Genomic DNA, 26,493 nt, shown 5'->3' with positions numbered 1-26,493 from the left:
GACTTCATAGTTTCATCATAAAGATGACATCTCGACTTAACTGTTACTTTTTTCACAGATAAGCGATTCGAGACGTGACAGAATAATGAACGAAGGAGGCGTTCCCTTATGAAATCATCGCTTAAAATCATGTTATTCCTCGCCATCGCGGCCATGCTCGTCGTCTTTTCTATCGGTTTCGTCTTCGCCAATCGAGCGACGACCGAACCAGATGTCGAGGGGTATGTGATTGAAATAAATGAATCTGACCGCACCGCACTCGTCATCAGCGGAATTACCGCAGAAGAGGCCACGCTCTCTCCTGACACCTTGTTCGCACAAAGTGAACCGGAAGACGTAAGCTGGTTCAAGTTTCAAGTGAAAGCCACGTTCAAGCAAATCACTGTCGGGGACCACGTCCACATTTGGAAAAAGACCGGTCCGAGTATCTTAAATACTCCGAACCGGTCTTATGTGAAAAAAATCGACGTGATCGACTAATATGAACGCTTGCCGTAACGTTCACTTAGCCAGAGGACTAAAAACGCCAAACCAACTAACCACCCGCTCCACACGAGTGCCTGGGTCATATCACCGTTGATTGTCGCCACATAAATCGCTGTGGCGAGCGTCATCGTCTCGCCCGGGATATTTCCGGCAATCATCATCGTGATCCCAAACTCGCCGATTGACCGTGCAAAACCAAGGACAAACCCACTCGTCAACGCAGGTAACAGCAGCGGAATCGTCACGTAGGTGAACAGTTGGCGCTCTGACCCACCGAGCACGCGTCCGGCCTCATACCATTCCGCATCGAGTTGTTTAAGACCGAGACGAATCGTTTGGTAGATGAGCGGAAACGCGGCCAAGGCGGATGCGATGATGTTCGCCTGTTTCGTGAACAAGATCGTAATCGGTAACAATCCGCCGATCCCGTTGTTCCCGAGGACAATCAAGGCGTATAGTCCGATGACTGTCGGCGGCAAGATGAGCGGCAGTAAAAACACCGTCTCGAGCAGCCGCTTTCCTTTGAATTGACGGTGATGCATGAAATAAGCCGCTCCGAAGGCGAGGACGAAGGCGCTCACCGTCGCCATCATCCCGACTTCGAATGTGAGTTGAAGTGGATGTTGCGTCATTTAGAAAATCCTTTCGCTAAAAAGTGAGCTTGGATATCATCGTCAAACAAACGCGCGTACACATCGTGTACGTATGGGTTGTGCGTCAACCGGACCGCCGGATACGCGATCGTACCCGTCGCTTCAAACGGGACCGACTGAAGCGACTCGACGTCCGTCGTCAGTTCCGTCTTATAGACGAATCCCGCATTGGCGTCGCCTTGTTCGATGAGCGTCAATACTTGTCTTACATTCTGGGCGAACATGATTCGCGGTTCCACTTCTTCCCACACGCCTTCCACTTCTAGCGCCGCTTTCGCGTAGCGACCGGCCGGGACATTGACCGGGTCACCGATGACGATCCGAGCACATGCGTTTAAGTCGTACCATGTCTCCGCGCACGGTTTCCCTTTCGGTGTCACGAGCCACAGCTCGTTATACAAGAACGCATCCCGCTCTAGAATCGGGATTTGTAGTCGGTCGACATCATCAACGCTCGCGGCTAAAAAGATATCTGCCGGAGACCCGTGATCGATTTGTGCTCGCAAGGCGCCGCTCCCGTTCGTCACGACTCGAACATCGATCCCATCGAACTCTGCTTCAAGTTGTCGCTCGACCGCTTCTAAAGCCGGTCCTAAGCTTGCCGCCGCCAAAATGGTCACGGTGTCCTCCGAATCTGAACTCGACCAGACTTGACTTAGTAATAAGGCGACCGTCACCCCTATGATGACTTCACTCACCCGTTTCATGATTAATCACTCCTTTGCCTCCCCTTTATCGTAGCGCTTGATTTGCCTCCCATCTGTATCAAACGTCACAAAAAGACACCTCTACGTAAGTAGGGGTGTGCCACTGCTTAAGCGAACGCGCGCGCCCGCGGGAATAAAATGTTGTTTTCGAGATGAATGTGTTCAAACGTATCCGATTCGAGCGCTTCTAACCGTTGATAGACAAGACGATACGTCCCACACGCTCCTTCAGGCGGCGTATAGTCGTTTGTGATCTGACGCAACTCTTTTAAAATGTCCCCGGCTGCTGCATGTTCTGACTCGAGCGAGGCCAAGATGCTATCAAGCTCCCGTCTCGTTTCAGCTGTCGGTGCGGTCTCGTGACGAAGCAGCGTCGGGAAGTCTTCTGTCTCTTCTTTGACGATATGTTGTTCAAGTTCCACTTTCAATTGATTGAACAGTTGATGAATGCGTCCGAGGTGCGGATGATTTTGTCCGTGGACCCGGAACACTTTTGTCACATATGGTGTGAGCTGTGGCAATTCGTCCGTCAAAAATTGGTGATGCTTATAAATGATGTGCTCAATCAATTCCGAAGAAGAAGCGGCATCCCAATCGATGCTCTTCTCGTTCATCTCTTGCTTGCGTTGATAGAGCGCATTAACTTCTTCTAAAATGTCTTCCGTCGACCGTTTCGATTTGTCAGTCGCTTCAGCGAGTGGTCGGTTGCCGCCACAACAAAAATCGATTCGGTTCCGTTTGAAAATGTCTGCCGCTTGCGGGCATTGTTTGACGATTTCAGATACGTGCGTATCGCCCGTGAATGTCTGTGTCATCTGTCATAACCTCCATATTCATTTTGACATGTTCAGCGTAGCAAGAGTTCGACAACAAAAATGTGAAATACGTCACATTTAAGTGAACAGGATGCAGGTGTTCCAAATTTGGACACAAAAAACCCCTCTTGTCGAGGGGCATCGCTCAATGCAACGGTGTTTCAAACTGTTCAGTCTCGGTCGAACCTGCGAGCGCTGTCGTTGATGATTGTCCACCTGAGATGACGAGCGAGACTTCATCGAAGTAACCCGTTCCGACTTCACGCTGATGACGTGTCGCTGTGTAACCATGTACTTCAGCCGCAAATTCTGCTTGCTGTAACTCCGAGTACGCCGCCATGCCACGATCTTTGTAACCGCGTGCGAGCTCAAACATGCCGAAGTTGAGCGCGTGGAATCCAGCGAGTGTAACGAACTGGAACTTGTATCCCATTGCGCCGATTTCTTGTTGGAACGTGGCGATCTCTTCGTCTGACAGCTTCTTCTTCCAGTTGAACGATGGCGAGCAGTTGTAAGCGAGAAGTTTGCCTGGATACTTCGCATGAATCGCTTCGGCAAATTGACGTGCCTCTGCCAAATCTGGTTCGGACGTCTCACACCAGACGAGGTCTGCATACGGTGCATAAGCGAGACCACGAGCGATTGCTTGCTCGATACCAGCTTCCGTACGATAGAAGCCTTCCGGCGTACGCTCTCCAATGATGAACGGATGATCGATTGGGTCGATGTCGCTCGTGATCAAGTTCGCCGCGTGCGCATCTGTCCGCGCTACGATGATTGTCGGGACACCCATGACGTCTGCCGCGAGTCGAGCCGAAATCAAGTTTTTCACAGCCGTCTGCGTCGGGAGTAACACCTTCCCACCGAGGTGACCACATTTCTTCTCAGACGAGAGCTGGTCTTCAAGGTGAACGCCGGCTGCCCCTGCTTCAATCATTGCCTTCGTCAGTTCGAATACGTTGAGTACCCCACCAAAACCGGCTTCCATATCCGCGACAATCGGTGCGAACCAATGCGTGTCGCCTTTCCCTTCTGCCGTTTGAATTTGGTCAGCACGTTGAAGCGCTTGGTTGATTCGTTTGACGACACTTGGCACCGAGTTGGCCGGATATAGACTCTGGTCCGGATACATGTGACCCGACAGGTTCGCATCCGCCGCTACTTGCCAACCACTCAAATAGATGGCTTCGAGTCCTGCCTTCACTTGCTGAATCGCCTGGTTCCCTGTCAACGCACCGAGTGCATGGACGTAGTCACGCTCGTGCATCAATTGCCACAGGCGTTCCGCTCCTTTTGTCGCAAGCGTATGTTCAATCACGATAGACCCTCGTAATTTCATGACGTCTTCTACAGAGTATGGACGTTCTACCCCTTCAAATCGTTCTGACTTCCAACTGTTCAACAATTCTTCGCGTTTTTTCATCAATAAACCCTCCTGTACTATATTAATTTTATAAAATTAAATTTGTTATATAACAGATGATGCAAAACAAATGGTTTAGTCAAGGTAAGCACAACACTCCAATGCTGCCTTGAACGTCGAATGCTCCATCCCGCAGCAACGGCAAACATTTTCTTCGTCCCGATCTTCCGGCTTGCGGAAAACGACAACTTCATCGATCGGCTCTTTCATGATTTGGAGCGACCCATCTGTCCGGTCCAAGACGAGACGCATCAAGTCGTTGCCGTATACGAATGCCGTATTCGCCAAAGATGCTGTCGATTCTCCAGATACGATGCGGCGGACGACCCAACGTTCAATCAACTGTTCGCTTTCCATTTTTTTCGTTGTCATGATGAGGTTCCTCCTTTAAGGTTTAACTCCACAGTTTGACGTTTCATAAATTCACGGCGGCGACGATGCAAGATTGGCTCCGTGTACCCGTTTGGCTGTTTCAACCCATGAAACACGAGTTCGTGGGCGGCTTGATAGGCGATTGACTGATCAACGTTCGGCGTCATCGGTCGATAATTCGGGTCTGACTCGTTTTGCTCATCGACGACTCGTGCCATCCGATAAAGGGTGACCTCGACTTGTTCTGCTGAACAGATGCCGTGATACAACCAGTTGGCCACGTGTTGACTCGAAATCCGGAGTGTCGCCCGGTCTTCCATCAGTCCGACATGGTGAATATCCGGCACTTTCGAACAACCAACACCTTGTTCGACCCAACGGACGACGTACCCGAGCAATCCTTGCAAGTTGTTCTCAAGCTCTTCTTTAATCTCTTCTTGCGAATAGATGCGCGTCGCGAGCGGGATATCGAGGAGTTGTTGTCTCTCATGTTTCGAATGAGGTTGCTTGATCAATTCTCGCTGTACATCAAAAGCATCGAGTTGATGATAGTGCATCGCATGGAGCGTCGCCGCGGTCGGTGAAGGCACCCATGCCGTCGTTGCCCCGGAGCGTACGTGTGCCCTTTTTTCACACATCATATCCTGCATCCGGTCAGGCATCGCCCACATCCCTTTTCCGATTTGTGCTTGATGATGGAACCCACTCTCGAGACCGGTTAATACATTCAACCGTTCATATGCAGCGAGCCAAGGTGACGTCTTCATTTCCCCCTTCCGACGCATTGGTCCGAGCGTCATCGAGGAATGAATCTCATCTCCCGTGCGGTCGAGGAAGCCCGTGTTGATGAAGACGACTCGCTCTTTTACTTGCGCGATACAATTTTTCAAGTTGAGCGACGTTCGTCTCTCTTCATCCATGACGCCGACTTTTAACGTATAGCGAGGAAGGTCCAGTAAATCTTCTACGGCGTCAAACAGGTCATTGGTGAATGCCACTTCTTCAGAGCCGTGCATTTTCGGCTTGACGATGTAAATCGATCCTTCCCGAGAGTTGAGACGACGATGAAGATGGCGACTTGCAATCAATGAAGTAAAGATGGCATCAACGATCCCCTCTGGTACCTCGCAACCTTCTGCATCAAGAATCAAGTCCGTCGTCATCAAGTGTCCAACGTTCCGAATGAACAAGAGCGCGCGTCCTGGGAGGACGACTTCCGCCCCACCTTTTCCAAGCAAACGCTTGTCTTCGTTTAAACGCCGAGAGAGTCGCTTCCCGTCTTTTTGGAACGAGGCTTCAAGCGTCCCATCCATTAGACCGAGCCAATTACGATACAGATGAACTTTGTCTTCCGTGCAAACGGCTGCGACCGAGTCTTCACAATCCACGATTGCGGATAGGGCTGATTCGAGCTCGATGTCCATCAGTCCAGCAGGATCAATCTTTCCGATCGGATGCTCGCGGTCGAATTGAAGTTCAACGTGCAAGGCATTGTGCTGGAGCATCAACGTCTTCAACTCGTTCGGTTCCCCGGTGTAACCGACGAAAGAATCATCTGCGAACGAATGCTCGTCGTCCCCGATTACCGCATAAGCGACATCGTCACGAACGACGTATCGTGTCACTTCCTTGTGCGACCCTGATGGTAGCGGGAACGTGTCATCCAGAAACTGTTTCGCTAACCGAATGACCTCATTACCGCGAACGGGATTATATGCTCTTCCCTTTTCCATACCGTCTGTCTCGTCAATCATGTCCGTCCCATAAAGAGCGTCGTAGAGACTTCCCCATCTGGCGTTGGCGGCATTGAGTGCATATCTGGCATTGTCTAACGGTACGACGAGTTGCGGTCCCGCTTGATGAGCGATTTCGCGATCGACATTCAACACGTCGATATTAAAATCTTCGACGACCGGTTCGATATAGCCGATCGACGTTAAAAATGTCTCGTATTCGATTGGATCGACTTCGTCTTGCCTGCTGTACCATTCCTGTAACAATCGCTCGAATGTCTTGCGCTGCTCTAGAAGTGTCTGATTCACTGGAATGAAACGCTCTAGAAGCGATTCGACCCCTTCCCAAAAATCATTGATTTCATGAGGTTCAAGAACGTTTTTATTCACAAATTCGAGCAGTTTCTCATGAATATAATACTTATCTAGTCGTTCATAGTGTTCCAAGCGTTCACATCCTCCTTTAATCATTGTTATATATCAGTTGGTTATAATATAGACTATTATATAACAGTTTGACAACCTATTTTTTAAAACTTTTTATTTGAAATATCGTCAGGTTGGGTTTACTATACATTGTGTGACCCATCAATGATTGAGTCATCAATGATTTGAGGAGGCGATGTGCATGCGAGATTCTTGCTCGCTTCGTGATCAAATTCTCTATCACATCATCACTGTACAAAAAGAATTAGGGCAATTATTCGACTCTGAAATGGACGGGCTCAGCTTGAGTCGCTACGACATTTTGAGCAACTTGTATCACGTCGGTCCATTGCGGCAACGTGAATTGCAACAGCGCGTCGATGTCGACCATGCCGCCATCACCCGACACTTGAAACAGTTAGAGACACAAGGACTCATCACACGGAGACGCTGTGAACAAGACAACCGTGTCATCTATGTCGAATTGACAGACGAGGGTCGTGAGCAAATTGCACATTGGACTGAGCAAAAAGAGTGCTTAACGGACCGACTTTTTGTCAACATGAAGGTAGAGGATCAACAACAGTTACTAGCATCACTCACGATGTTACAAGATACTATTGACCATGAAAGGAAGACTACAATATGAACACTGCCACACAAAAAGACTTTATGGAGATTGTCAAAGGACGCCGCTCGATTCGTGTATACGATGAGAACGTCAAAATCTCAAAAGAAGAAATGACACAAATTCTTGAAGAAGCGACAACAGCTCCTTCATCCCTTAACTTACAGCCATGGCGCTTCGTCGTCATCGATAGCGCAGAAGGAAAAGAAACACTCCTTCCACTCGCAAGCTTCAACAGACGCCAAGTGGAAACATCTTCAGCTGTCATCGCCCTCTTCGCCGACTATCAAATGGCAGATTACACAGAAGAGATTTTCGATACAGCGGTAGAGCGCGGTATGATGCCGTCTGAAGTCCGCGACCGTCAAGTCGACATGATCAAAGGCATCTTCAAAGATGCACCGAAAGAAATGATCAAGGACAGCATCATGCTCGATTCAGGTCTCGTTGCGATGCAACTCATGCTCGTCGCACGTGCACACGGATATGACACAAACCCAATCGGCGGATACGACAAAGCGAACATCGCTGAAGCGTTCGGCCTCGACAAAGAACGTTACCTTCCAGTCATGCTTCTCTCAATCGGGAAAGCAGCAGAAGAAGGGTATCCATCAGTCCGCTTCCCAGTCGACCGCATCACAGACTGGAAATAATTCAAAAGAGTCAATCGCCCCGGCGATTGACTCTTTTTTTCATCCAATATATTTGACGACTTCGTTAAAGTCACGACGTGTTTTCGGTGCAAAGTCGCGCGCTCGATACCCAAATGCGACCATGACTGAAAGTGACCATTCCCCACGTTCCATCACACCTTCTGAGATTAACAACTCATCGATCTCCTCTTGATTGAACCCTTCAATTGGGCATGAATCGATCTCGATTTGTGCGGCAGCCGTCATCATGTTCCCAAGAGGGATATATGTCTGACGCTTGATCCATTCCTGGAAGACACGCTCATCGTCTAAAAGACGGTAGTCGTCCTCCTGGAACTCCTGTACCCGTTTCACGCGCTGTGCGTATTCTTCTTCCGTCCGGCCCTGTACACCCGTCACGATATGACGAATATAGTCCGAATCGTAACGCATGGCTTTCGGTGTTCTTGCGAGGATCAATACAAAGTGACTGGCAGTCAGTGCCTGACCTTGCGCTCCCCATGCATGATCTTTAATCTTTTGGAGTAAATCTTCCCGACGCACCACGACGAATTGCCATGGCTCGAATCCGAACGAACTCGGCGAAAGACGTCCCGTCTCTAAAATGAACTCCATGTCCTCTTCTTTGATTTTACGATCCGCATCGAACGCTTTCGTCGCTTGACGCCAACGATACGCTTCTAAAATGTCTTTCTTTTTCATCGTGCTCACTCCTCCATTACCAAGATGACTCCATCATATCAAACCGATAAATCAAAAATCGCTCATGAAGATTCTTCAGCGGCAATCGCACCGTTTGTACGTACTGAAAAGGCGTCTCGTCGTTCAAATAATGGAGGTACTCATCCGCCGGATAATATAAAATCACATCGACCGGGCGAGGAACCGTTTCAACAGATTCGATGATGTTGGCAATCACTTGGCGGAATACGTTCACCGAGAACGGATTAAAGAAGTAGAATCGATTCGCATCCGGTGGAATCATGAATCTCTCCGCGAATCCCTGTTCCAATTGAACACTTCCCCGATTACGATGTTTCTTCGTATAGCTCATCCAATTTTGAAGTGCCTCCTCATGAAATCCACCGTCCATCTCGACACCAATCGCCCTCACACGAAACGTATACGCTAAATAGAACGGCAGACGTCCTTTTCCCGAACCGAAATCCACGATGGTATCTGTGGACTCTAACGGATACGCATCCCGAAGCAAATCGAGTGCTTCGTAAGGAGTCGGTTCATAACGGTGATATTCGGCTGAGGACGGGAATCCTTGCTGAGGTTTGGCCGTCTCGATTTGTAACAGTTGCTCATACTGCTGTTCGTTCATGATGAACCTCTTTCTTGAATGGATTGAAAGAATGGATGTCGCTCCATTTCTCTCGTGAACGACGTCTGTTCTTGATAGGCGACATACAACAGATAAATCGGAACCACTAGTTTGAACCAACTTGGGAGAAGAATCACGCTCGTGATCCCGAGCGGAATGAGTCGAAACCATAGATTCCGATGACTCGGCGTTCTAAAGTACATAAGGAGTGCCATCGTTCGTCTGACGGTGCCAAAGCGATTCGGTCTCGGTCGATACAGGGGACGTTTCCGCTCACTCGTCTTCTCGATGGCTCCTGACGTCGTCAACAGGACACGATCGAATGAGGCACGCTCACGTTCTCCGATTTCAATTTCTCGACCGACACTCGGATGTTTCGACACCCATCCTTCCCCTACGTATAACGCAAATGTGACCATCATGCTTCCGATCAACACACTAAGTAACACCGACTCAATCAATAACGCATACACGCCTACAAAAGCAAGGAGTACGATTAAAAATCGCTTCATGAGATGGGCGTGTCGGAGACGTAGATGATACTGGACCCATACGTGACACCAAGCGAGTAGAAAAAGTGCAGCCCCAAACGCGAGAATCTCGCCCACGTCCCTTCCTTTTACGTATAGAATCGGTGCAAGCAACAGCAGATAGCATCCATATTGAATCACGTGTTGCGTAAGTTGATACCAAACCGAATACTTTTTTAAATCCCGAATCATGCTCCGGTTTGACACAAGGATCAGATCGGCACGCTCAATCCAGACAAACATACGGTCTTGCCACATGAACCATCCAATCAGAAGTGCCCAGAGAAAATAAGGGATGTCACCTAACCAGGGGAAGTTCCCTTCCCAGACTTGCCAGTAGGAATAGCCTGCCCATATGAGAAGAGGAAGGACACCGTATAAAAAAATCGTCCAGTCGACAATCAATCGGACCGTCTTCCATTGCTGTTTTATGTACCGGGAGACACGCATCCAAAACAATCGTTTCGCAATCATCGCATCGCCACATCTTCCATCATGTCAAACAAGGTCATCCCCTCTGTATCGAGCGCTTCACGAATCTCCACTTTCGTCCCACTCGCGAGCAGTTGTCCATCATCAATCCATACGAATCGGTCGCATAATCGCTCGGCCGTATCAAGAACGTGTGTGACTAATAAGACACTTGCCCCCCTCGTACGCTCCGCTTCTAACAGTCGAAGTAACTGAATCGTCGTCGTCGCATCCAATCCGATAAATGGTTCATCGACAATCAATACCCGCGCTTCTTGAATGAGCGCCAATAGAATCATCGCCTTCTGTTTCATCCCTTTTGAAAAAGAGGAGAGATACCGATCGGTCACATGCTCTAACCGGAATAGCTGTAGCAACTCCTCCGTTTTTTCTGTTGAATCGATTCCCGTTAATTCTTGGACGAGTGCAATATGTTCAGATAGCGTCAAATAATCATAGTAGACCGGTTGTTCCGGGATAAACGCATAGCGTTCCATCTCGACCGTTCCCTTCATCCAAGGAATCGTTCCGGTAAGACAGGCGATGGTGGTCGTTTTTCCCGCACCATTCGACCCAATCACCCCTAAAATCTCACCTGCCCGTACATCAAACGAAATGTCTTGGATGACGGGCTCGTTTATCTCGTATCCTGCTTGTTCAATTTTCACATCCACGATGGGTCCTCCTTACGAAAAAGTCGCCATCGCGGCGACTTTTACTTCACAATATTGACCGATGAAAACACAAATTTATCGTATCGATGACGGGCAAACGAATACTCGAACGGTTTCCCGTTACTTAAATAGACCACTTGCTCGACTTCGATAATCGGTTCAGTGATATCATTCTTCAAGTAAGCTTGGTCGTACTCATCCGGTTTATCTGCTCGAATCACTTTATGCGAGCTTGTAATCGTATAACCCAGATCTTCTTGAATATACGCATACACGGATTTTTCCAAAATTTCACGTGTGATTCCTGTAATGAGGTTAGCAACCATGTACGTCAATTCGATGACATACGGCTCATCGTCTACGTAACGCACACGACGTATTTCATAGACCGGTTCTGTCAGCTCAATCATGAGATGATTGGCGACTTCCTGACACGGAAACTTTACCTCAAAATTCAGGACTTCACTTCGTAACGAGCGATCTCCGATTACTTGAGTCAGCCCTCTCGTTTCTTTACTAATCACGTTGATGCGATCTTTTTGGAAGCTCGACTGTAAAATGAATGTTCCTTTACCACGTTTACGATAAATCAGCCCTTCCATGACGAGAATCTCAAGCGCACGTTTCATCGTCATTCGGCTCACCCCAAACTCTTGGGCCAAATGGATTTCATCAGGTAATGCATGTTCTAGCGGATAAACGTGTTCAATAATTCTTTTACGAATTTCATCAGCAATGGTTTCATATTTCGGTTTTTTCTTAGTAGACATATAGCACCTCATGTATAGACATATATGTACAATATATCAAAAAAAGCTGACAAAGAGTAGTCTTTGTCAGCTTACTTCATTATTCTGTAAAACCATTAGCGTCAATCAACTGTTTAAACCAGTGCCCTGATTTTTTTACAGTACGCTGTTGCGTATCTAAGTCAATACCTACAAATCCATAGCGATTTTTATAAGCATTGCTCCATGACCAATTGTCCATGAACGTCCAAAGATGATAGCCTTTTACGTTCGAACCCTCTTCAATCGCTTGATGCATCCATTTCAGATGTTCGCGAATGAAATCAATTCGATAATCGTCTTGGACACTTCCGTTCTCGTCACGATAACGCTCTTCACCCTCGACACCCATTCCATTCTCTGAAATGAAGCATGGAATATTACCATAGTTTTCTTTTAGATTGATTAATATATCATAGATTCCTTTTTCGTAAATTTCCCATCCACGATATGGATTCATTTTACGTCCAGGCATCTCATAAAAATCAAATAAGTTTTCCGGTAAGAATGGTGCGTCCGGATTCGGCAGTGATGCTTTTGCTTTCACGCGACGCGGCTGGTAATAGTTGATGCCAAGCAAGTCGACTGTATGTTCTCGAATGAGTTCAAGATCGTCTGTTTCCATCTGTGGCATCGCATCTTCAGACTTCAGCACTTCTACTAGTTCTTGAGGGAACGTGCCTAAAACAGATGGATCGAGGAACGAGCGATTGAACATCGCATCAGCAATGCGCGCTGCGCTCAAATCAGCTGGGTGCTGACTTCTCGGATATGAGGGTGTCAGATTTAAGATGATCCCGATTTGCCCAGATCGTCCCATGTCACGATACGCTTCGATTGCCTTCGCACTCGATAAGATCGAGTGGTACGCTACTTGGACAGCTCGCTTGAAATCAACAACGTTTGGATAATGAAAATCATATAAATATCCACCCTCTACCGGTACAATCGGTTCATTATGCGTGAACCACTTCTCGACGCGGTCACCAAACAACTCAAAGCATGTCTTCGCAAAGGTGACATATGCCTCCACGACTTCCCGTGATTCCCAACCACCTTGTTCTTGAAGCGCCATCGGCATATCGAAGTGATACAGATTGATGAACGGTTCGATACCATGATCGATTAAGCAATTGATGACATTGTTATAAAATGTGATTGCCTCTTCATTTACTTCCCCGACACCCTTTGGAAAAAGACGTGACCATGAAATGGAGAAACGGAACGTGTTATGCCCGAGTTTTTTCATCAATGCGATATCTTCTTCATACAAATGATAGAAGTTTGAGGCCTCTGTTGCGCTCACGCCATTGAAAAAGCGATTCGGCTCTTGCATGTACCAGTAATCCCAGATGTTCAATCCTTTTCCACCTTCAAAAGCAGCACCTTCCATCTGTGTAGCAGAAGAAGCCGTTCCCCACCAAAAGTCTGTCGGAAATTGATAGGTCTTTTGCTCTTTCATTCGTGTTTGTGTCGGGTTCGTCATCTTTTATCTCTCCCTTATTTCTATTTTCTCTATTTGTTTACACTGCTTCTTGTTTATCTGTTGATTCTTCTAACTCTTTTTTCAAGTTCATGCGGTCGATAAATTTCAAGAACGGGAACCAAATCGCCAAAATAATGAAGAAGTTCACGATTTGAAGAAGACCTCCGGCAAGCGAGTTCGTCGCCATGATACCACTCAAGAACATTGGGACAGTCCATGGAACAGCGACACCCGTTGGTGGTGGGACTAAGCCTGTCGACATCGCGAAATATGTGACCGTTACCGTCACGAGCGGTGCGACAATCCAAGGAATCATGATGAGCGGGTTCATAACGATTGGAAGTCCGAAGATGACCGGCTCGTTTACGTTGAATAGTCCAGGTCCGAGGGATAGTTTCCCGATTTGTTTCAACTGTTTCGATTTCAAGAACAACAAGATAGCCACGACGACAGCAAGTGTAGATCCGGAACCACCAAGCCCTACCGTGTAAATTTCGATGAACTGTTTACTGATAATGTTCGGAACATCTCCAGTCGAGGTATAAGCCGTCAAGTTCTCCACAGATAATGTGTTCCAAATCGGGTCCATCACCGAGTTGACGATGACCTGACCGTGAAGTCCGAAGAACCAAAATAGCTGAACGAAGAAGATTGCAATCAACGTTGGAATGAGACCATTCCCCAATGTCACAAGTGGTTGCTGAACGACGTTGAAAATGACGTCATGAAGATTCGTATTGAATAAGTTCGTCACGATGATGTTGAATGTTAAAAATACAGTCAAGGTTAATAATGCAGGAACAAGTGCTGAGAATGATTTCGCAACAGCTGGCGGTACTCCATCCGGCATCTTAATCGTCCAGTTCTTTTGAACGACAAATCGATAAATCTCACCGGACAGGAATCCGGTAATCATCGCAAGGAACATCCCTTTCGCTCCAAGGCGATCCAACGGAAGGACATTCCCGACTGCCTCTGACATACCGTCCACTTCAATCAAGAAAGGCGTTAAGAGAAGGAAAGACACGAGCGAGATCGCTCCTCCGAAGACAGCCTCGACTTGATAACTTTTCGATAGATAATACCCGATACCGAAGACGACAAAGATAGACATAATCCCCATCGTTGCAGATGGTGCGTTTCCGAGTGATGTTTTAAATACACTGAGTGTACTCTCGGACATGAAACGGTCGAGGAACGGCAGGTTTGCAATGACGACGATGATTGACCCAAACATGGTAATCGGGAAAGCGAGCATGAATGCATCTCGCAATACTTGTAAATAGCGACTGTTGTTTAAATAGGTCGCCATCGGCATGAGCAGTTTACTGATCATGTTGAACATCTTATTGTCCTGTGACATATGATTCACCCTTCTTGATTAGGATTTACAATCTTTTGTTCGACCATTTCGACCAAACCCGCTGTCAAATCAAGCATTGTTTGCGTAGACATTAAATGGTCCTCTGCATGAAGAAGCAATAAAGAGACGTCTGTTTTTTCTCCATTCGCTTCTCTTTGGATTTGTGAAAAGTGTGTTTGATGTGCTTCTTTTAATTGTCCACGTGCCTCATCAATCTTTTCTTCGAACGTTTCATAAGAACTCGTTTTATACAGTTGAATCGCTTCCTGAATCGTACTTCTCGCATTGCCACTGTGCAAAATCATCATGAATGCCATTTGCTCCAAGGTTAACTCGTCTACCTGTTCCACGTTGTTCACCCCATTAATTTCATCGCTTGTTCGTATGCAGCTTTTCCATTCGCCGTGCCGTATGCCATCATATCGATCACTTCAATCGGTGTTGATGTTTGCGCTTTCAATTTATCCAACAAGAAACGCATTTGTGGACCAATCAAAATCACATCTGCCTCGTCCATCTCGGTTACGACCTGATCTTGACCGACTGCCCAAATCTTCGCCTCATCCCCGATTGATGTGGCATGATCTTTCATCTTCGTTACGAGTAAACTCGTCGACATCCCTGAACTACACGCTAATAAGATTTTCTTCATGTGTCCTCACTCCTTATTTGAAATCGGTTACATGTTTTATTATACACATGATTTATTTCATGTCTATACTTGATTTAAACTTTGTTTAGTTTTTAAATTCATAAGTGTATATCAAATTAACAGGAGGACAGGATATGAGCGCTATTCTTTTAAAACCACACTATCAACAGCGACTTTGGGGAGGGGAGCGTCTGAAGCAATTTGGTTTCGATTTCAATGACCCTTCGATCGGTGAAGCTTGGACGGCTTCTGCATTAGAAAAAGGTAGTTCAGCCGTTGCTTCCGGACCCTACGTTGGTCTTTCTTTGCGTGAACTCTATCAACAATATCCAGAGTTGTTTCAAATTAAAGCGGACGTGTTTCCGCTACTGATTAAATGGATTGATGCGAACGATGATTTGTCTATTCAAGTTCATCCTGATGATTCGTTAGCGGAACAACTCGAAAACGAATCATATGGAAAAAATGAATGTTGGTATATTCTCGATGCTCCAGCAAATGCGACACTCATTTACGGTCACTCCTATGCCACCTCAGAAGACTTCAACAAAGCGCTTGAAACAGGCGATTTGGAACACGGCTTGATACGAAAATCGATTCATGCCGGTGATTTTTTCTATGTCCCAGCTGGAACGGTCCATGCATTGACAAAAGGGGTATGCGTACTGGAAATTCAACAAAGTTCGGACACAACCTATCGTCTATACGATTACGAGCGACTGGATGTGACGACCGGTCGTCCACGTGAACTTCACGTAGAAAAGGGCATTCTCGCTTCTTTCGTTCCTCACCTTGGCTATAGTGAACCAATCCGTCAACTCGATCACTTTCGAACACGTTTGACGAAGAATCCATTCTTCTTCGTGGAAAAATGGCATGTTACAGCGAAAGAAAAGATTTCGACCGACACGTTCCGGTTACTATCTGTCGTGCAAGGAACATTAATCGTTGATGAGATGGAAGTACCTACGGGAGGTACACTCCTTCTCCCGGCCAATGAGTCGTTCTTGATTGAGGGAGAAGCGATTTGTCTAGTGACTGGTGTTCCTTCCGATGAAAAACAAGCTGTCCGAATCGGGATTGATTTAGGAGGGACGAACACTCGGATTGCGGCTGTTTCACTCAAAGGTGAGGTACTAAAACAACTCACGTTTAACACGCAGCCTCAACTTCCTTTCGAAGAGACACTACAATCTATTGAGACTGCGATTCATCAATTCAATGTTGAATTCGATATCCGGCATGTTGGAATTGTGGCTCCCGGTCCACTCGATTTGAAACAAGGGATGTTTTTAACGCCTCCAAACCTCCCGAATTGGCACAATCAAAAAATCGTTGAGCCTTTAACACAGCGCCTCGGCTTTTCTGTCACCCTTGAAAACGATGCGAATGCAGCAGCTCTCGCAGAAGCTAAATTTGGAGCAGGAAAAGGATTCGATGCTGTTTTTTATGTAACAGTCAGCACTGGAATCGGTGGCGGTTATGTCTATAAACATCAAATCATTCGAGGGGCGAACGGCAGTGCCGGTGAAATCGGAAATATGATTATCCGTTCGAACGGACCAGTTCACCCTGTACTGAATCGAGGCTCTCTCGAATCACTCGCAAGTGGTACCGCGCTCATGAGTCGCGCAAGCGAAAAAGGATATACAAACGTCCCTTCGCTATTATCAGATGACGAGTACCGCCATCACTTCGTCGAGGAACTGGCTAGCGGACTAGCTAACATCATTCATACCGTCGATCCTGATGTGATTGTATTAGGAGGCGGCGTCATGATGTCGGCCTCATTATTTTGGAACGAATTACAACAAGCAGTCTCGAATAAAATGTATCCACATGCTAGTGGAAAAACGCGTCTCTGCCTCACTCAATTGTCAGGAGATGCGGGTGTGATCGGCGCTGCCTTTGTCGAAGCATAATGAGGTTTGAAAAAAAACGGACATTCATCGTGAATGTCCGTTTTTTTGTATACAGAAATGTGAAATAAATCAAAATTATACTTTGCGAATCATCTACAGTTTCTTTTCTAGATTGAGTTAGATTCGTTTACTTTAGCGTGGTAACGTGAAATGATAATGATAACAACTCTTTAAAGTGAGGTGACGGTGTGTCTACCACAGAGCACGAACAAGCGACATCTATTTTGCATCACCTCTTTACCGCCTCTTCTTTTGTCGGAATCGATTTCGGTTCTGGTCCGAACCATCATCTTCTCTATTTCAGTCGTCAAGGACTGGAATCTTGGATCTCCATTGAGGGACCGTGGCATGTCCATGCGACGCAAAATACGTTTGACGAAGGTGAACAACTCGAACAGCTCATGCGCTTAAGAAGAGAGCGCATCCATCAAGTACGCCTCGGTGACGAACACCCCCACCTCGAACTGGAATTTGAATCCGGATCCCTTCTCTTCATCAATGGGTATCAAGAACACTTTGAGTGCTGGCAAGCAGGGGACGCGAGACCACTTGGTGGAGACGCCTATCTGTTGGTCGCGATGCCACAAGGGGAGCTCGCAATCTTTGCGGATGGAGACGACGAATGAACACTTGGATGGAAATTATCTTGTATATGTTGATTGCTGGGGGCATTAGTCTCGCGATCATCTTATTGCGAAAAATCACGAAAGCATGAAAAAGCGGCCGAGGCCGCTTTTTCATTTGACTGATTCTTCTTCGTATAAGCTCGCACCTTGTGAACGAATCACCTCTTGATACCAGAAGAACGACTCTTTCCGTTTTCGTTCTAACGTACCGGTACCGTCGTCATGTCGATCCACGTAAATGAAACCATACCGTTTGCTGTACTCACCTGTCGAGGCACTCACTAAATCGATACACCCCCAACTCGTGTATCCCATCACTTCGACTCCATCGTCGATTGCATCCATCATCCCTTTCAAGTGATCACGTAAGTAATCGATGCGATAGTCATCATGAATCGTTCCGTCCGACTCAATTTTGTCATAAGCACCTAGCCCGTTTTCAACGATGAATAATGGGAGCTCATAACGCTCATATAACTTGTTCAAGATGACGCGGAGTCCTGTCGGATCAATTTCCCATCCCCAGTCACTCGCCTGTAAGTATGGATTCTTGACCCCGCTCATAATATTACCTTCCGCCTCATCCTGACCTTTTTCAGCCTTTTCAGTGCGCGACATGTAGTAACTGAGTGAGAAGAAGTCGACAGTATTCTCTTTGAGGATATCAAGGTCGCCATCTTCCATAGCGAGTTCAATGCCATTGTCTCGGAAGAATCGTTTCGCAAAGCTCGGATATTTGCCGCGTACATGGACGTCTCCGCAGAAGAAGTTCATCATCCGTTCTGCATCGTGAGCATACCAAACATCATCCGGGTTTGAACTATACGGATAAACCGGAGCCGCAATGAGCATACATCCGATTTGCATCGATGGGTCAATCTCTCTGGCCGCCTTTGTCGCAAGGGCACTTGCGACCAGTTGGTGATGCAATCCTTGATAGGTGAGCTGTAACGTATTCTCTTCTTCCCGAACCGCAATCCCTAGACTGAGCATCGGCATGAACTGTGCCCCGTTGATTTCGTTGAACGTCAACCAGTATTTGACCTTCCCTTTATAACGTTCGAACAAGACACGACTGTATCGTTCAAAGTATGTGACTAAGCGACGGTCTCGCCATCCCCCATAATGCTTCGCAAGATGTAGGGGCATCTCATAGTGGGAGATGGTCACGAGTGGTTCAATGCCTTGGGCGACTAATTCATCGATCACACGATCATAGAATTGGAGTCCCTCCTCATTCGGTTCCACTTCATCTCCGTTCGGGAAAATTCGTGACCACGCAATTGACATGCGGAACGTCTTGAATCCCATTTCCTTAAAGAGGGCAATATCTTCTTTATAACGATGATAGAAGTCGATTCCTTCATGGTTCGGGTATGAATACTCTTCATGTAATTCAAAATCAAACGTCGGATCATGGATAATCTTCATTCGCTGTTTTCCGCCTGGCATCACGTCAGCAATCGAAAGTCCTTTACCACCTTCTTGATAACCACCTTCTAACTGATTGGCCGCAGTAGCCCCGCCCCATAGAAATTCACTTGATACTTGTTTCATACTGTCTCCTCCTTTGTTATACAATGACACGCAATACGCCATGATTGGCTTCAACCACACCTGTGTAAACCGGTAAGACATCGAGATAATGTTCGGTGTTTGTTACGATAATCGGGGTGATGGTGTCATACCCTTCACGAGCGATGGCATCTATATCGAATCGGACGAGCAGTTCTCCTTCTGTCACTTTCTGACCGTCCGTAACGACCGTTTCAAAATACTGTCCATTTAGCTTGACCGTATCTAATCCAATGTGAATCAATACTTCCACACCTGTATCAGATCGAAGACCGATTGCATGCTTCGATGGATAGACCGTGACGATTTCTCCGTCAAACGGTGCATATACCGCGCCTTCTGAAGGCATAATCGCAATCCCTTTCCCCATCGCCCCGCTTGAGAACACTTCATCACGAACCGTTTCAAGCGACACGACTTCTCCTTTCAATGGAGCCGATACAGGAAAGCCGACTTGTTCAGAGATTGATTGTACAACCACTTTTTCTGTCGACTCGACGGTCGTTTCTTCTTTGTGGAAGACCATCGTCAAGACGAGAGCGACTACTGTTGCAACCGCCATTCCGATAAATGCTCCATAGAAGGCTAAATCGACACCCGTTGGAGGAATCATGACTGGGATGCTAAAGATTCCGAGGCCTCCCATCGCATAAGCCGCCGTACCGAACAAACCTCCTACGACACCACCAGCCGCTCCACCCACAACCCCAAACACAAATGGTTTTTTACGGGGAAGCGTCAAGCCATAGATAGCCGGCTCCGTAATTCCAAACACACCTGCAATCGTGGAAGATGTTCCTAACCCTTTCACTTTCGGATTTTTGGCTTTTAAGGTAATCGCTAGAACTGCCCCTACTTGACCGAACGTGGCCATCAATACACCGACAACAATCGTATCCGTACCGACAACCGATAAGTTATTGATGATAATTGGTACAAGTCCCCAATGGAGACCGAACATGACAAGCACTTGCCAGAACGCACCGATGAACGCGATGGCGATGGTTGGGCTCAACTCATACAAGAACGAGTAACCATTCGCTAAACCTTGACTCGCATACGTCGCAACCGGTCCAATTGCTAAAAACGTCAACGGGACAACGAGTAACAACGCCATCATCGGTGTTGTGAAGTTTCGTACAGCTTCATGCGTATGACGGTTAAAGAATGTTTCGACTTTTGAAGAAACGTATGTCGCCAAAATAATCGGGATAACCGAAGACGCATAACTCATTAAGACGACAGGCACATTGAGGAACGTCAAGGCCTCCCCGGCTCCTTGAATGGCCACAATCGATGGATAGACAAGCGCCCCACCGATAATCATCCCAATATACGGGTTCCCACCAAATTTCTTAGCCGCCGAATGTCCTAAGATCACGGGTAGGAAGTAAAATAGTGCATCCGCCGCGGCATTCAAGACAACATATGTGCCCATTTCTTCTGTCAATAATCCAAACGCGACAAGGATGGCGAGTAACCCTTTCAACAGACCACTACCTGCCATCGGTCCGAGAATCGGCGTAAAGATTCCAGCAATCACATCAATCAATCGGTTGAATACTCCTGATTTTTCTTCATCATCAGTCGAAGATGTCTGGAAACCACCAACATCGACAACCTCTTTGTAGACGTATGGTACATTGTTCCCGATGACGACTTGAAATTGTCCTCCACTTTGAACGACCGTGATGATGCCATCTTGTTCCTTCAGCGTAGTCGCATTTGCCTTTGATTCATCTTTTAATTTGAAACGCAGTCGTGTCGCACAGTGAAAGACACTTTTGACGTTATCTTTCCCACCGACATGCTGCACAATCGTCTCTGCCAGTTGTTTATATTGGTCCATCTTGTTCACTCCTCATGTTTTTGGATAAAAAGAAAAACCTAAATCACTACACAAATAAAGGTGTAGTCATTTAGGTTTGGCCTGCGTCATCAGTAACCATCCTTAGGATCGACGTTCTTTCATTAAGTTTTCGATATGAATCATCATATACAGCCGTTCGTCCATCGATACATCATAACGATATTTCGTCGCGATCAATCCAGCGATTTTTTCAACGCATTCGAACGCTTCAGGATATCTCTGCTTCACCATCAAGAACAAGGTTTCGTCACCTGTGGACTTGACCTTTTCCCCCGATGCGAGGCGCTGCACAAAGTACTTTAAATGAGTCAGAAATCGAGAATAGGCGTATGACTCTTCATCCAGCTCGATTTGAAAATGATACGTGATAATGGTCAAAATGGCTTGGGTGGCTTTTGTCATCTCCGTTACGAGATGCAGGTTTTCACCTTTCACGCCAGACATCGTCGCATTGACGAGATGTAAGGCAATCGCAACGGCCTCATCTTCATCCAGGTTGACCTCGTGCCGCTCATTGATCAATTTTACCGCTTCTTTGCCGACAGCGAACTCCGGAGCATAAAATCGTTTCACTTCCCAAACGAGAGGGTTACGAATCTGGATTCCATCCTGATACCGACTAAGCGCGAAATGAAGGTGGTCCGCTAGCGTCACGTAGAGCGAATCATGAATAGGTTGTTTTAATCGCTCTTCGGCTAATCTGACAATCTGTTTCACCGTCTCCATCTCATCCGTCGGCATTTCATTTAAAAAGTGAACGAAACGCTCATAACTTTCTTTACTCTCGAGCGTAAAGATTTTTTCGATTCGCGTCTGGTCAATCGGATCGCCTGGCCTTTTTTGAAATGCAATCCCGCGCCCCATCACGACCTGTTCTTGACCGTTCGCATCAATTGCTACGACGTTATTATTGAACACTTTTGAAATCTGCATGGTCTCCTCACCTCACTCTCATTCGACTGAACTAAAAAGAAAAAAACCTAAATTCACACCAACGTCCAACATACAGTCGTGGCGTCAATTTAGGTTTTGCCTGCATCACCAGTAACAATCCTAAAGTGGATTTTCTTCTTTTCGATATAAGCATACTCCCTATAAATCTTGACGTCAACATAAAAAGTAAACCGCTTACATCGTGACCGTTTTTTACTCTTCAAACAAGATTCGCTGCATCCGCTCTGGCGCATCCAAATAGTCACGCATGACCTTGACATGTTCCAGATCATCAAACGCTGTCGGAGTAAGCCCCGTCTCCACTTGCAAAATTATCGCACCTGGATACGACATCAAGATGGGGGAGTGGCTCGCAATGATGAATTGACTGCCGGATTGTACGAGTTCATGCATGCGCGCGAGCATCGTCAGTTGGCGCATCGGAGACAATGCGGCCTCCGGCTCATCCAAAATGTAAAGCCCTTCTCCACGAAATCGGTGCAACATGAGGGAGAGAAACGCTTCCCCATGCGACTGTTCATGAAGGGAACGCCCACCATACGACTCATAAAATCGTTCAAGATCAGGACCTGATTTCGCCATTTCGTCCACATAACTCGACAGCTGGTATGCCGTCTCGGCGCGTAAGAAAAAGCCATCCTTTGGTCGATATGGTCCTCGAATCGGACGCAACGCCTCATACAACGAGCTATGTGTCGACTCTGTTTCGAATTGGAAGGACGGCGCCCCGCCTTCCGGATTAAATCCGGCCGCCACCGCCATCCCTTCAATCAACGTCGATTTCCCACTCCCGTTCTCTCCAACAAGAAACGTGACAGGATGATGAAACGTCAGTTCATCGAGTGTCTGAAAGATTGGTAACGAGTACGGATAACCCATTGAATGAATGCGTTCCCTCTCTAACCGTACCCCTCGTAAAAATAAAGTCATGTCCATCCGATCCAAAACGTCGCCCCCTTATCTGAATCGACCCCGTAAGAAAGTCCTTGTGCGTCAAGAAGTAATTTCGTGATAGCGAGACCTAAACCATGGCCGTTGGAGCGATCCCCTTTCACATACATATCCCATATCGCATGCTGAATGGAAGGATCAATCCCGTTTCCTTCATCGGTCACTTCTAATCGCTTCGGGGTTAGAGTGATAGTGATTCTTCCCCCGACAGGGCTCGCCTCATACGCATTGCTTATGAAATTCGAGAGCACTCGTTCCATCGCCAATCGATCAGCTTGGATTGATACCGTTTCGAGTCGGAGGTCGAGTGTCACGTCTTTTTGTCGGAACCACTCAGACATGCGTGGCGTCAACCGACGAACCAATTCATCCAGTTGAATCGATTCCATTTCAAGGGGAATCGAACCTGCGGACAATTTAGAGTATTCGAGCATCTGATTGACGAGTCGGTCAATCCGGTCCACTTCCTCGGTAATGCTTTTACCGGTTGTGGCCATCTCTGTTTCATGGACGACACCGAGCTCTAATAGTTCCGCCTCGTTTCGAACGATAGCGAGCGGTGTACGCACATCGTGTGTGACCCCAGAGATAAATGATTTTTGAAGCGCCTCTTTTTCTTGAAGTGATGTGTTCATCTGTCCGATGGTGACGGTCAAATCCCCAATCTCATCGTTCGTCACGCTCGGCAAGCTAATATCGTGTCGCCCCTCCATAATGGATGCGGTCGCTTGTTTCAACTCGACGAGCGGTTGCGTGAGCCGACGACTCATCCAATACGTGACAGCGATTGCGACAAGTAGGGCCAGAATAAACCCACCCGCTAAGATGAGGTAGATTTGCTGGAATTGTGGATTTGAAAACGGAACGGGACTATACGTCACGATTTGAATGTCCCCTTCTTCTTTCAGATACGTCAAGAAGCGGGTACCATTTACACCCACTTCGTCCTGAATCTCTAAATCATTCGGATCGAGGTTGATTGGCATCATGCGATGCATCCGTCCGCCTCGTTCGAACTCGATACGCTGCCCATTTTGAAATACAAGCACGTCAAGTTGCCCTGGGATTCCACGGCCCTCTTGAATGGCTTCATACACAATCGCCGCCTCGCGCTCCAATTGTGCGTACGTCTCCTCTTCTGCGAAGCGTCCAATCAATAATGACGTGAGTCCGAATGTTAAAAGTGCCATCACTGCAAGTGGTAGAATGGCCGTCCAAAGTAACTTCTTCATTAATCGATTCATGACAGTTCCTCTAATCGATAACCGACCCGGTGCACCGTCTTCAACTGTTCTTTCAAGGTCGGCGATTTGTCACGCAGTTGTTTAATGTGGGTGTCGACCGTTCGTGTATCTCCGACGAATGCGTAGTCCCACACCTCATCGAGCAAACGGTTCCGGTCTAACGCCTCCCCGACATGTTTCCAAAGATACAGTAACAACTCATACTCTTTGTTCGTTAATCGAAGCGGATGTCCGTTCTCTTGTACCATTCTCGATTTGACGTCGATGGTGAGCGCCCCGAACTGAATCATATCGGTTTGTTTGACGAGACGTTTCAGTCGAATCTCCAACTCTTTTAAAACGATGGGTTTGACTAAATAATCGTCTGCGCCAAGTTCCAATCCGAACACACGATCATCCGCCTCACCACGAGCCGTCGTCAGGATAATAGCAGGTGCGGGCTGTTGCGCTTTTAATGTCGGAATCAAGGTCCAGCCTTCTCCGTCAGGGAGTCGAACATCCAATAAAACTGCATCAAATCGTTGATGCAACTGTTGTTTCGCCTCACTCAAAGTCATCGCCACGGTCACCTCAAATCCGGAATATGTTAAAAAGCGGGACATGCCGTCCGCCAGTTTTAGTTCATCTTCCACAACGAGTACGTTCATCTCATATCGCCTCCACATCCATTATATCGTACCCATCAAACCTCCCACCGTTTCCCAAAGACAATTTGCAGAAATCTTGCAACTCCCTCACAACTTCCGAAGCGTTCAGTCCTACAATTGAAGTAACAAAGGAGGAGATACACATGAAATCAACAAAACTAGCAATCGCCTTAGCCGGTCTATTGGCCGTCTCAGGCACAGGCGTATATGCCGCGACGAATGACACGACGACTGATGAATCGACAACGACAGCATCCACACAATGCGAACGTGGTGAACGAGGGCCTGGTATGTTCGGTGACCGAGAAGCAGGGCATGCCGCTCTCATCGAAGCGCTCGGTTTAACGCAAGAAGAAGTGGATGTGGCTCGCGAAAACGGGCAATCTCTCCCTGAACTCGCAGAAGAAAAAGGGATTTCAATTGAAGCGTTCATCGACGCCATCATGACGTCGCATGAAGAAAAACTCGCAACCGCTGTGGAAGAAGGAAACTTGACGCAAGAAGACGCGGATCAAATCCTTGCGGACCACGAAGAACGGTTTGTCGATGTGACAAGTTACGATGACTTGGAAGATATTCGTGGTATGCGCGGTGGACGTGAAGGTGGTCGCCATGGTCACGGTCCACACCATGACGACTCAACTTCTTCAGATGACGATGCTTCAACAGAGAGCGACAGCAACGTAGAAAATCAAAGCAATAGCTTATAAGTCAAAAGGGCAGCCACTCGCGGTGGTTGCCCTTTTCATATGACGAGCAATAACAGCGCATAACTTAATAAACCAATCAAAAATGCACCAAAACTACTCTCTCGCTCAGCAGGCAATTCTTCTTTCATGACGTTCAAGATGACGCCACCTGCTAAAAAGGCGACAACAATCGATAAACCGAGATCATTCACTTCCGCAAAGGTACCAACTGCCCACCCTATGAGTACAGCAAGCGCTAAGAAGATGCGCCCTTGTCGATCATAAAGTTGCTGATGGTGCTGACGCAATCCTTGATCGACCGTGACAAAGTGTATACCAAGCGCTAAAAAATAAAGAAACATCGTGCCATTGGACTGAAATTCACTTTCTGCAAGCACATATCCGATGCTAAACGTATATAACGTGAATGAACCAATGTGAATCCAAAACACATACGGTTTTTGTTTACGCTTATTGGCCGTTGCAAATCGTTCGAGCCCATAAAAGACAGCCAGTCCTAACATACTGATGATTAAGATATGGTTCTCGAGGGAAGCAAAGACGTTATTTCTAATCTCTCCTTCAAGTTCGCGTTGATATTCATTTAACTCTGGCAACAGATGAAGAAATACATAAGCAACGGCAATCCCTCCAGCCACTGATAAAAAACGGCTTCTCGGCACTTCACGCACGTGAATGAGTTTTCCTGAAAAAAAGTGAATCACAGCAAAACCGAGTGCAAACCAAAAACTTAACTCGAACACATAAGCCCCTCCCACATTAAGATTTCTCTTTATGTGCTCTTACCCTTTCACCGTATGCTAC

At 47.0% G+C, this 26,493-nt stretch carries 28 protein-coding genes; 6 read left to right on the top strand and 22 right to left on the bottom strand.

Going from position 1 to position 26,493, the window contains the following annotated elements; translation table 11 throughout:
- The first annotated feature begins 108 nt into the window (after positions 1 to 108).
- A complete protein-coding gene (locus tag IRJ25_RS11310; protein ID WP_269318313.1) occupies positions 109 to 480 on the top strand; it encodes a DUF3221 domain-containing protein in 372 nt (123 codons plus the stop codon).
- Here IRJ25_RS11310 and modB read toward each other — a convergent pair.
- From modB to IRJ25_RS11280, 6 genes are all read right to left on the bottom strand, one after another.
- Positions 477 to 1,118 (bottom strand): molybdate ABC transporter permease subunit, encoded by a 642-nt coding sequence (modB, locus tag IRJ25_RS11305; protein ID WP_269318312.1) that lies wholly within the window; start codon positions 1,116 to 1,118, stop codon positions 477 to 479. The genes IRJ25_RS11310 and modB overlap by 4 nt on opposite strands.
- The gene (gene modA, locus IRJ25_RS11300; RefSeq protein WP_214818145.1) at positions 1,115 to 1,846 is read right to left on the bottom strand and encodes a molybdate ABC transporter substrate-binding protein; all 732 of its coding nucleotides are present in this window, start codon (positions 1,844 to 1,846) and stop codon (positions 1,115 to 1,117) included. Before modA ends, modB begins: the two co-directional genes overlap by 4 nt.
- Positions 1,847 to 1,953: 107 nt before the next feature.
- Positions 1,954 to 2,661 (bottom strand): iron-sulfur cluster repair di-iron protein, encoded by a 708-nt coding sequence (gene ric, locus IRJ25_RS11295; protein ID WP_214775471.1) that lies wholly within the window; start codon positions 2,659 to 2,661, stop codon positions 1,954 to 1,956.
- A 145-nt stretch (positions 2,662 to 2,806) separates the two neighbouring features.
- Entirely contained in the window at positions 2,807 to 4,084 is a 1,278-nt protein-coding gene (aceA, locus tag IRJ25_RS11290; protein WP_015880381.1) for an isocitrate lyase, read from the bottom strand.
- A gap of 75 nt (positions 4,085 to 4,159) precedes the next feature.
- The gene (locus tag IRJ25_RS11285) at positions 4,160 to 4,456 is read right to left on the bottom strand and encodes a hypothetical protein (RefSeq protein WP_031424308.1); all 297 of its coding nucleotides are present in this window, start codon (positions 4,454 to 4,456) and stop codon (positions 4,160 to 4,162) included.
- Positions 4,453 to 6,636 (bottom strand): malate synthase G, encoded by a 2,184-nt coding sequence (locus IRJ25_RS11280; protein WP_441316670.1) that lies wholly within the window; start codon positions 6,634 to 6,636, stop codon positions 4,453 to 4,455. Before IRJ25_RS11280 ends, IRJ25_RS11285 begins: the two co-directional genes overlap by 4 nt.
- 181 nt (positions 6,637 to 6,817) lie before the next feature.
- Between IRJ25_RS11280 and IRJ25_RS11275 the strand changes: the two genes are divergently transcribed.
- Entirely contained in the window at positions 6,818 to 7,264 is a 447-nt protein-coding gene (locus IRJ25_RS11275) for a MarR family winged helix-turn-helix transcriptional regulator (RefSeq protein WP_015880378.1), read from the top strand.
- Positions 7,261 to 7,896 (top strand): nitroreductase family protein, encoded by a 636-nt coding sequence (locus IRJ25_RS11270; protein WP_251306262.1) that lies wholly within the window; start codon positions 7,261 to 7,263, stop codon positions 7,894 to 7,896. Before IRJ25_RS11275 ends, IRJ25_RS11270 begins: the two co-directional genes overlap by 4 nt.
- A 39-nt stretch (positions 7,897 to 7,935) precedes the next feature.
- On the opposite strand, the gene IRJ25_RS11265 is transcribed toward IRJ25_RS11270, so the two are convergent.
- The 9 genes from IRJ25_RS11265 to IRJ25_RS11225 all read right to left on the bottom strand — a co-directional run bounded on the left by IRJ25_RS11265 (position 7,936) and on the right by IRJ25_RS11225 (position 15,190).
- Positions 7,936 to 8,598 carry an NAD(P)H-dependent oxidoreductase gene (locus tag IRJ25_RS11265; RefSeq protein WP_078146065.1) on the bottom strand — a complete coding sequence of 221 codons (663 nt, stop codon included), beginning with the start codon at positions 8,596 to 8,598 and terminating at the stop codon, positions 7,936 to 7,938.
- A gap of 16 nt (positions 8,599 to 8,614) precedes the next feature.
- Positions 8,615 to 9,226, bottom strand: coding sequence for a class I SAM-dependent methyltransferase (locus IRJ25_RS11260; RefSeq protein ID WP_269318310.1), 612 nt, complete (start codon positions 9,224 to 9,226; stop codon positions 8,615 to 8,617).
- Positions 9,223 to 10,230, bottom strand: a complete 1,008-nt coding sequence (locus tag IRJ25_RS11255; RefSeq protein ID WP_269318309.1) for an ABC transporter permease — start codon at positions 10,228 to 10,230, stop codon at positions 9,223 to 9,225. Before IRJ25_RS11255 ends, IRJ25_RS11260 begins: the two co-directional genes overlap by 4 nt.
- The gene (locus IRJ25_RS11250) at positions 10,227 to 10,901 is read right to left on the bottom strand and encodes an ABC transporter ATP-binding protein (RefSeq protein ID WP_078146062.1); all 675 of its coding nucleotides are present in this window, start codon (positions 10,899 to 10,901) and stop codon (positions 10,227 to 10,229) included. Before IRJ25_RS11250 ends, IRJ25_RS11255 begins: the two co-directional genes overlap by 4 nt.
- 41 nt (positions 10,902 to 10,942) lie before the next feature.
- Positions 10,943 to 11,671 carry a GntR family transcriptional regulator gene (locus tag IRJ25_RS11245; protein WP_074035076.1) on the bottom strand — a complete coding sequence of 243 codons (729 nt, stop codon included), beginning with the start codon at positions 11,669 to 11,671 and terminating at the stop codon, positions 10,943 to 10,945.
- Between the two features lie 79 nt (positions 11,672 to 11,750).
- On the bottom strand, positions 11,751 to 13,151 hold the full coding sequence (locus tag IRJ25_RS11240) for a glycoside hydrolase family 1 protein (RefSeq protein ID WP_269318366.1): 1,401 nt from the start codon (positions 13,149 to 13,151) through the stop codon (positions 11,751 to 11,753).
- 61 nt (positions 13,152 to 13,212) lie between these two features.
- The gene (gene celB / locus IRJ25_RS11235; RefSeq protein WP_041918122.1) at positions 13,213 to 14,520 is read right to left on the bottom strand and encodes a PTS cellobiose transporter subunit IIC; all 1,308 of its coding nucleotides are present in this window, start codon (positions 14,518 to 14,520) and stop codon (positions 13,213 to 13,215) included.
- Between the two features lie 23 nt (positions 14,521 to 14,543).
- Entirely contained in the window at positions 14,544 to 14,888 is a 345-nt protein-coding gene (locus IRJ25_RS11230; protein ID WP_041917964.1) for a PTS lactose/cellobiose transporter subunit IIA, read from the bottom strand.
- 5 nt (positions 14,889 to 14,893) lie between these two features.
- Positions 14,894 to 15,190, bottom strand: a complete 297-nt coding sequence (locus IRJ25_RS11225) for a PTS sugar transporter subunit IIB (RefSeq protein ID WP_015880368.1) — start codon at positions 15,188 to 15,190, stop codon at positions 14,894 to 14,896.
- 134 nt (positions 15,191 to 15,324) lie between these two features.
- Between IRJ25_RS11225 and manA the strand changes: the two genes are divergently transcribed.
- Positions 15,325 to 17,112 (top strand): mannose-6-phosphate isomerase, class I, encoded by a 1,788-nt coding sequence (gene manA, locus IRJ25_RS11220; RefSeq protein WP_214778509.1) that lies wholly within the window; start codon positions 15,325 to 15,327, stop codon positions 17,110 to 17,112.
- A 188-nt stretch (positions 17,113 to 17,300) separates the two neighbouring features.
- Entirely contained in the window at positions 17,301 to 17,738 is a 438-nt protein-coding gene (locus tag IRJ25_RS11215) for a hypothetical protein (protein WP_047795794.1), read from the top strand.
- 111 nt (positions 17,739 to 17,849) lie between these two features.
- Here the strand turns inward: IRJ25_RS11215 and IRJ25_RS11210 are convergent, their stop codons facing one another.
- The 6 genes from IRJ25_RS11210 to IRJ25_RS11185 all read right to left on the bottom strand — a co-directional run bounded on the left by IRJ25_RS11210 (position 17,850) and on the right by IRJ25_RS11185 (position 24,979).
- Positions 17,850 to 19,295, bottom strand: coding sequence for a glycoside hydrolase family 1 protein (locus IRJ25_RS11210; RefSeq protein ID WP_074035082.1), 1,446 nt, complete (start codon positions 19,293 to 19,295; stop codon positions 17,850 to 17,852).
- A 16-nt stretch (positions 19,296 to 19,311) separates the two neighbouring features.
- Positions 19,312 to 21,162, bottom strand: a complete 1,851-nt coding sequence (locus IRJ25_RS11205) for a beta-glucoside-specific PTS transporter subunit IIABC (RefSeq protein WP_074035084.1) — start codon at positions 21,160 to 21,162, stop codon at positions 19,312 to 19,314.
- A 102-nt stretch (positions 21,163 to 21,264) separates the two neighbouring features.
- On the bottom strand, positions 21,265 to 22,116 hold the full coding sequence (gene licT, locus IRJ25_RS11200) for a BglG family transcription antiterminator LicT (RefSeq protein WP_215244242.1): 852 nt from the start codon (positions 22,114 to 22,116) through the stop codon (positions 21,265 to 21,267).
- Positions 22,117 to 22,329: 213 nt separating this feature from the next.
- On the bottom strand, positions 22,330 to 23,073 hold the full coding sequence (locus tag IRJ25_RS11195) for an AAA family ATPase (RefSeq protein ID WP_269318365.1): 744 nt from the start codon (positions 23,071 to 23,073) through the stop codon (positions 22,330 to 22,332).
- Positions 23,064 to 24,332 carry a sensor histidine kinase gene (locus IRJ25_RS11190; protein ID WP_269318308.1) on the bottom strand — a complete coding sequence of 423 codons (1,269 nt, stop codon included), beginning with the start codon at positions 24,330 to 24,332 and terminating at the stop codon, positions 23,064 to 23,066. The genes IRJ25_RS11195 and IRJ25_RS11190 overlap by 10 nt, the downstream gene beginning before the upstream one ends.
- Positions 24,329 to 24,979, bottom strand: coding sequence for a response regulator transcription factor (locus tag IRJ25_RS11185; RefSeq protein ID WP_269318307.1), 651 nt, complete (start codon positions 24,977 to 24,979; stop codon positions 24,329 to 24,331). Before IRJ25_RS11185 ends, IRJ25_RS11190 begins: the two co-directional genes overlap by 4 nt.
- A gap of 143 nt (positions 24,980 to 25,122) precedes the next feature.
- On the opposite strand from IRJ25_RS11185, the gene IRJ25_RS11180 reads away from it, so the two are divergent.
- On the top strand, positions 25,123 to 25,689 hold the full coding sequence (locus IRJ25_RS11180) for a hypothetical protein (protein WP_269318306.1): 567 nt from the start codon (positions 25,123 to 25,125) through the stop codon (positions 25,687 to 25,689).
- A gap of 35 nt (positions 25,690 to 25,724) precedes the next feature.
- Here IRJ25_RS11180 and IRJ25_RS11175 read toward each other — a convergent pair whose 3' ends face one another.
- Positions 25,725 to 26,432 (bottom strand): hypothetical protein, encoded by a 708-nt coding sequence (locus IRJ25_RS11175; protein WP_214685029.1) that lies wholly within the window; start codon positions 26,430 to 26,432, stop codon positions 25,725 to 25,727.
- Between the last annotated feature and the right edge of the window lie 61 nt (positions 26,433 to 26,493).

Source organism: Exiguobacterium sp. KJ 601 (assembly GCF_027161185.1).
Taxonomy (GTDB): Bacteria; Bacillota; Bacilli; order Exiguobacteriales; family Exiguobacteriaceae; genus Exiguobacterium; species Exiguobacterium profundum.
The sequence above is the reverse complement of the archived record's forward strand: the minus strand, read 5'-3'. Positions and strand labels throughout refer to the sequence as shown.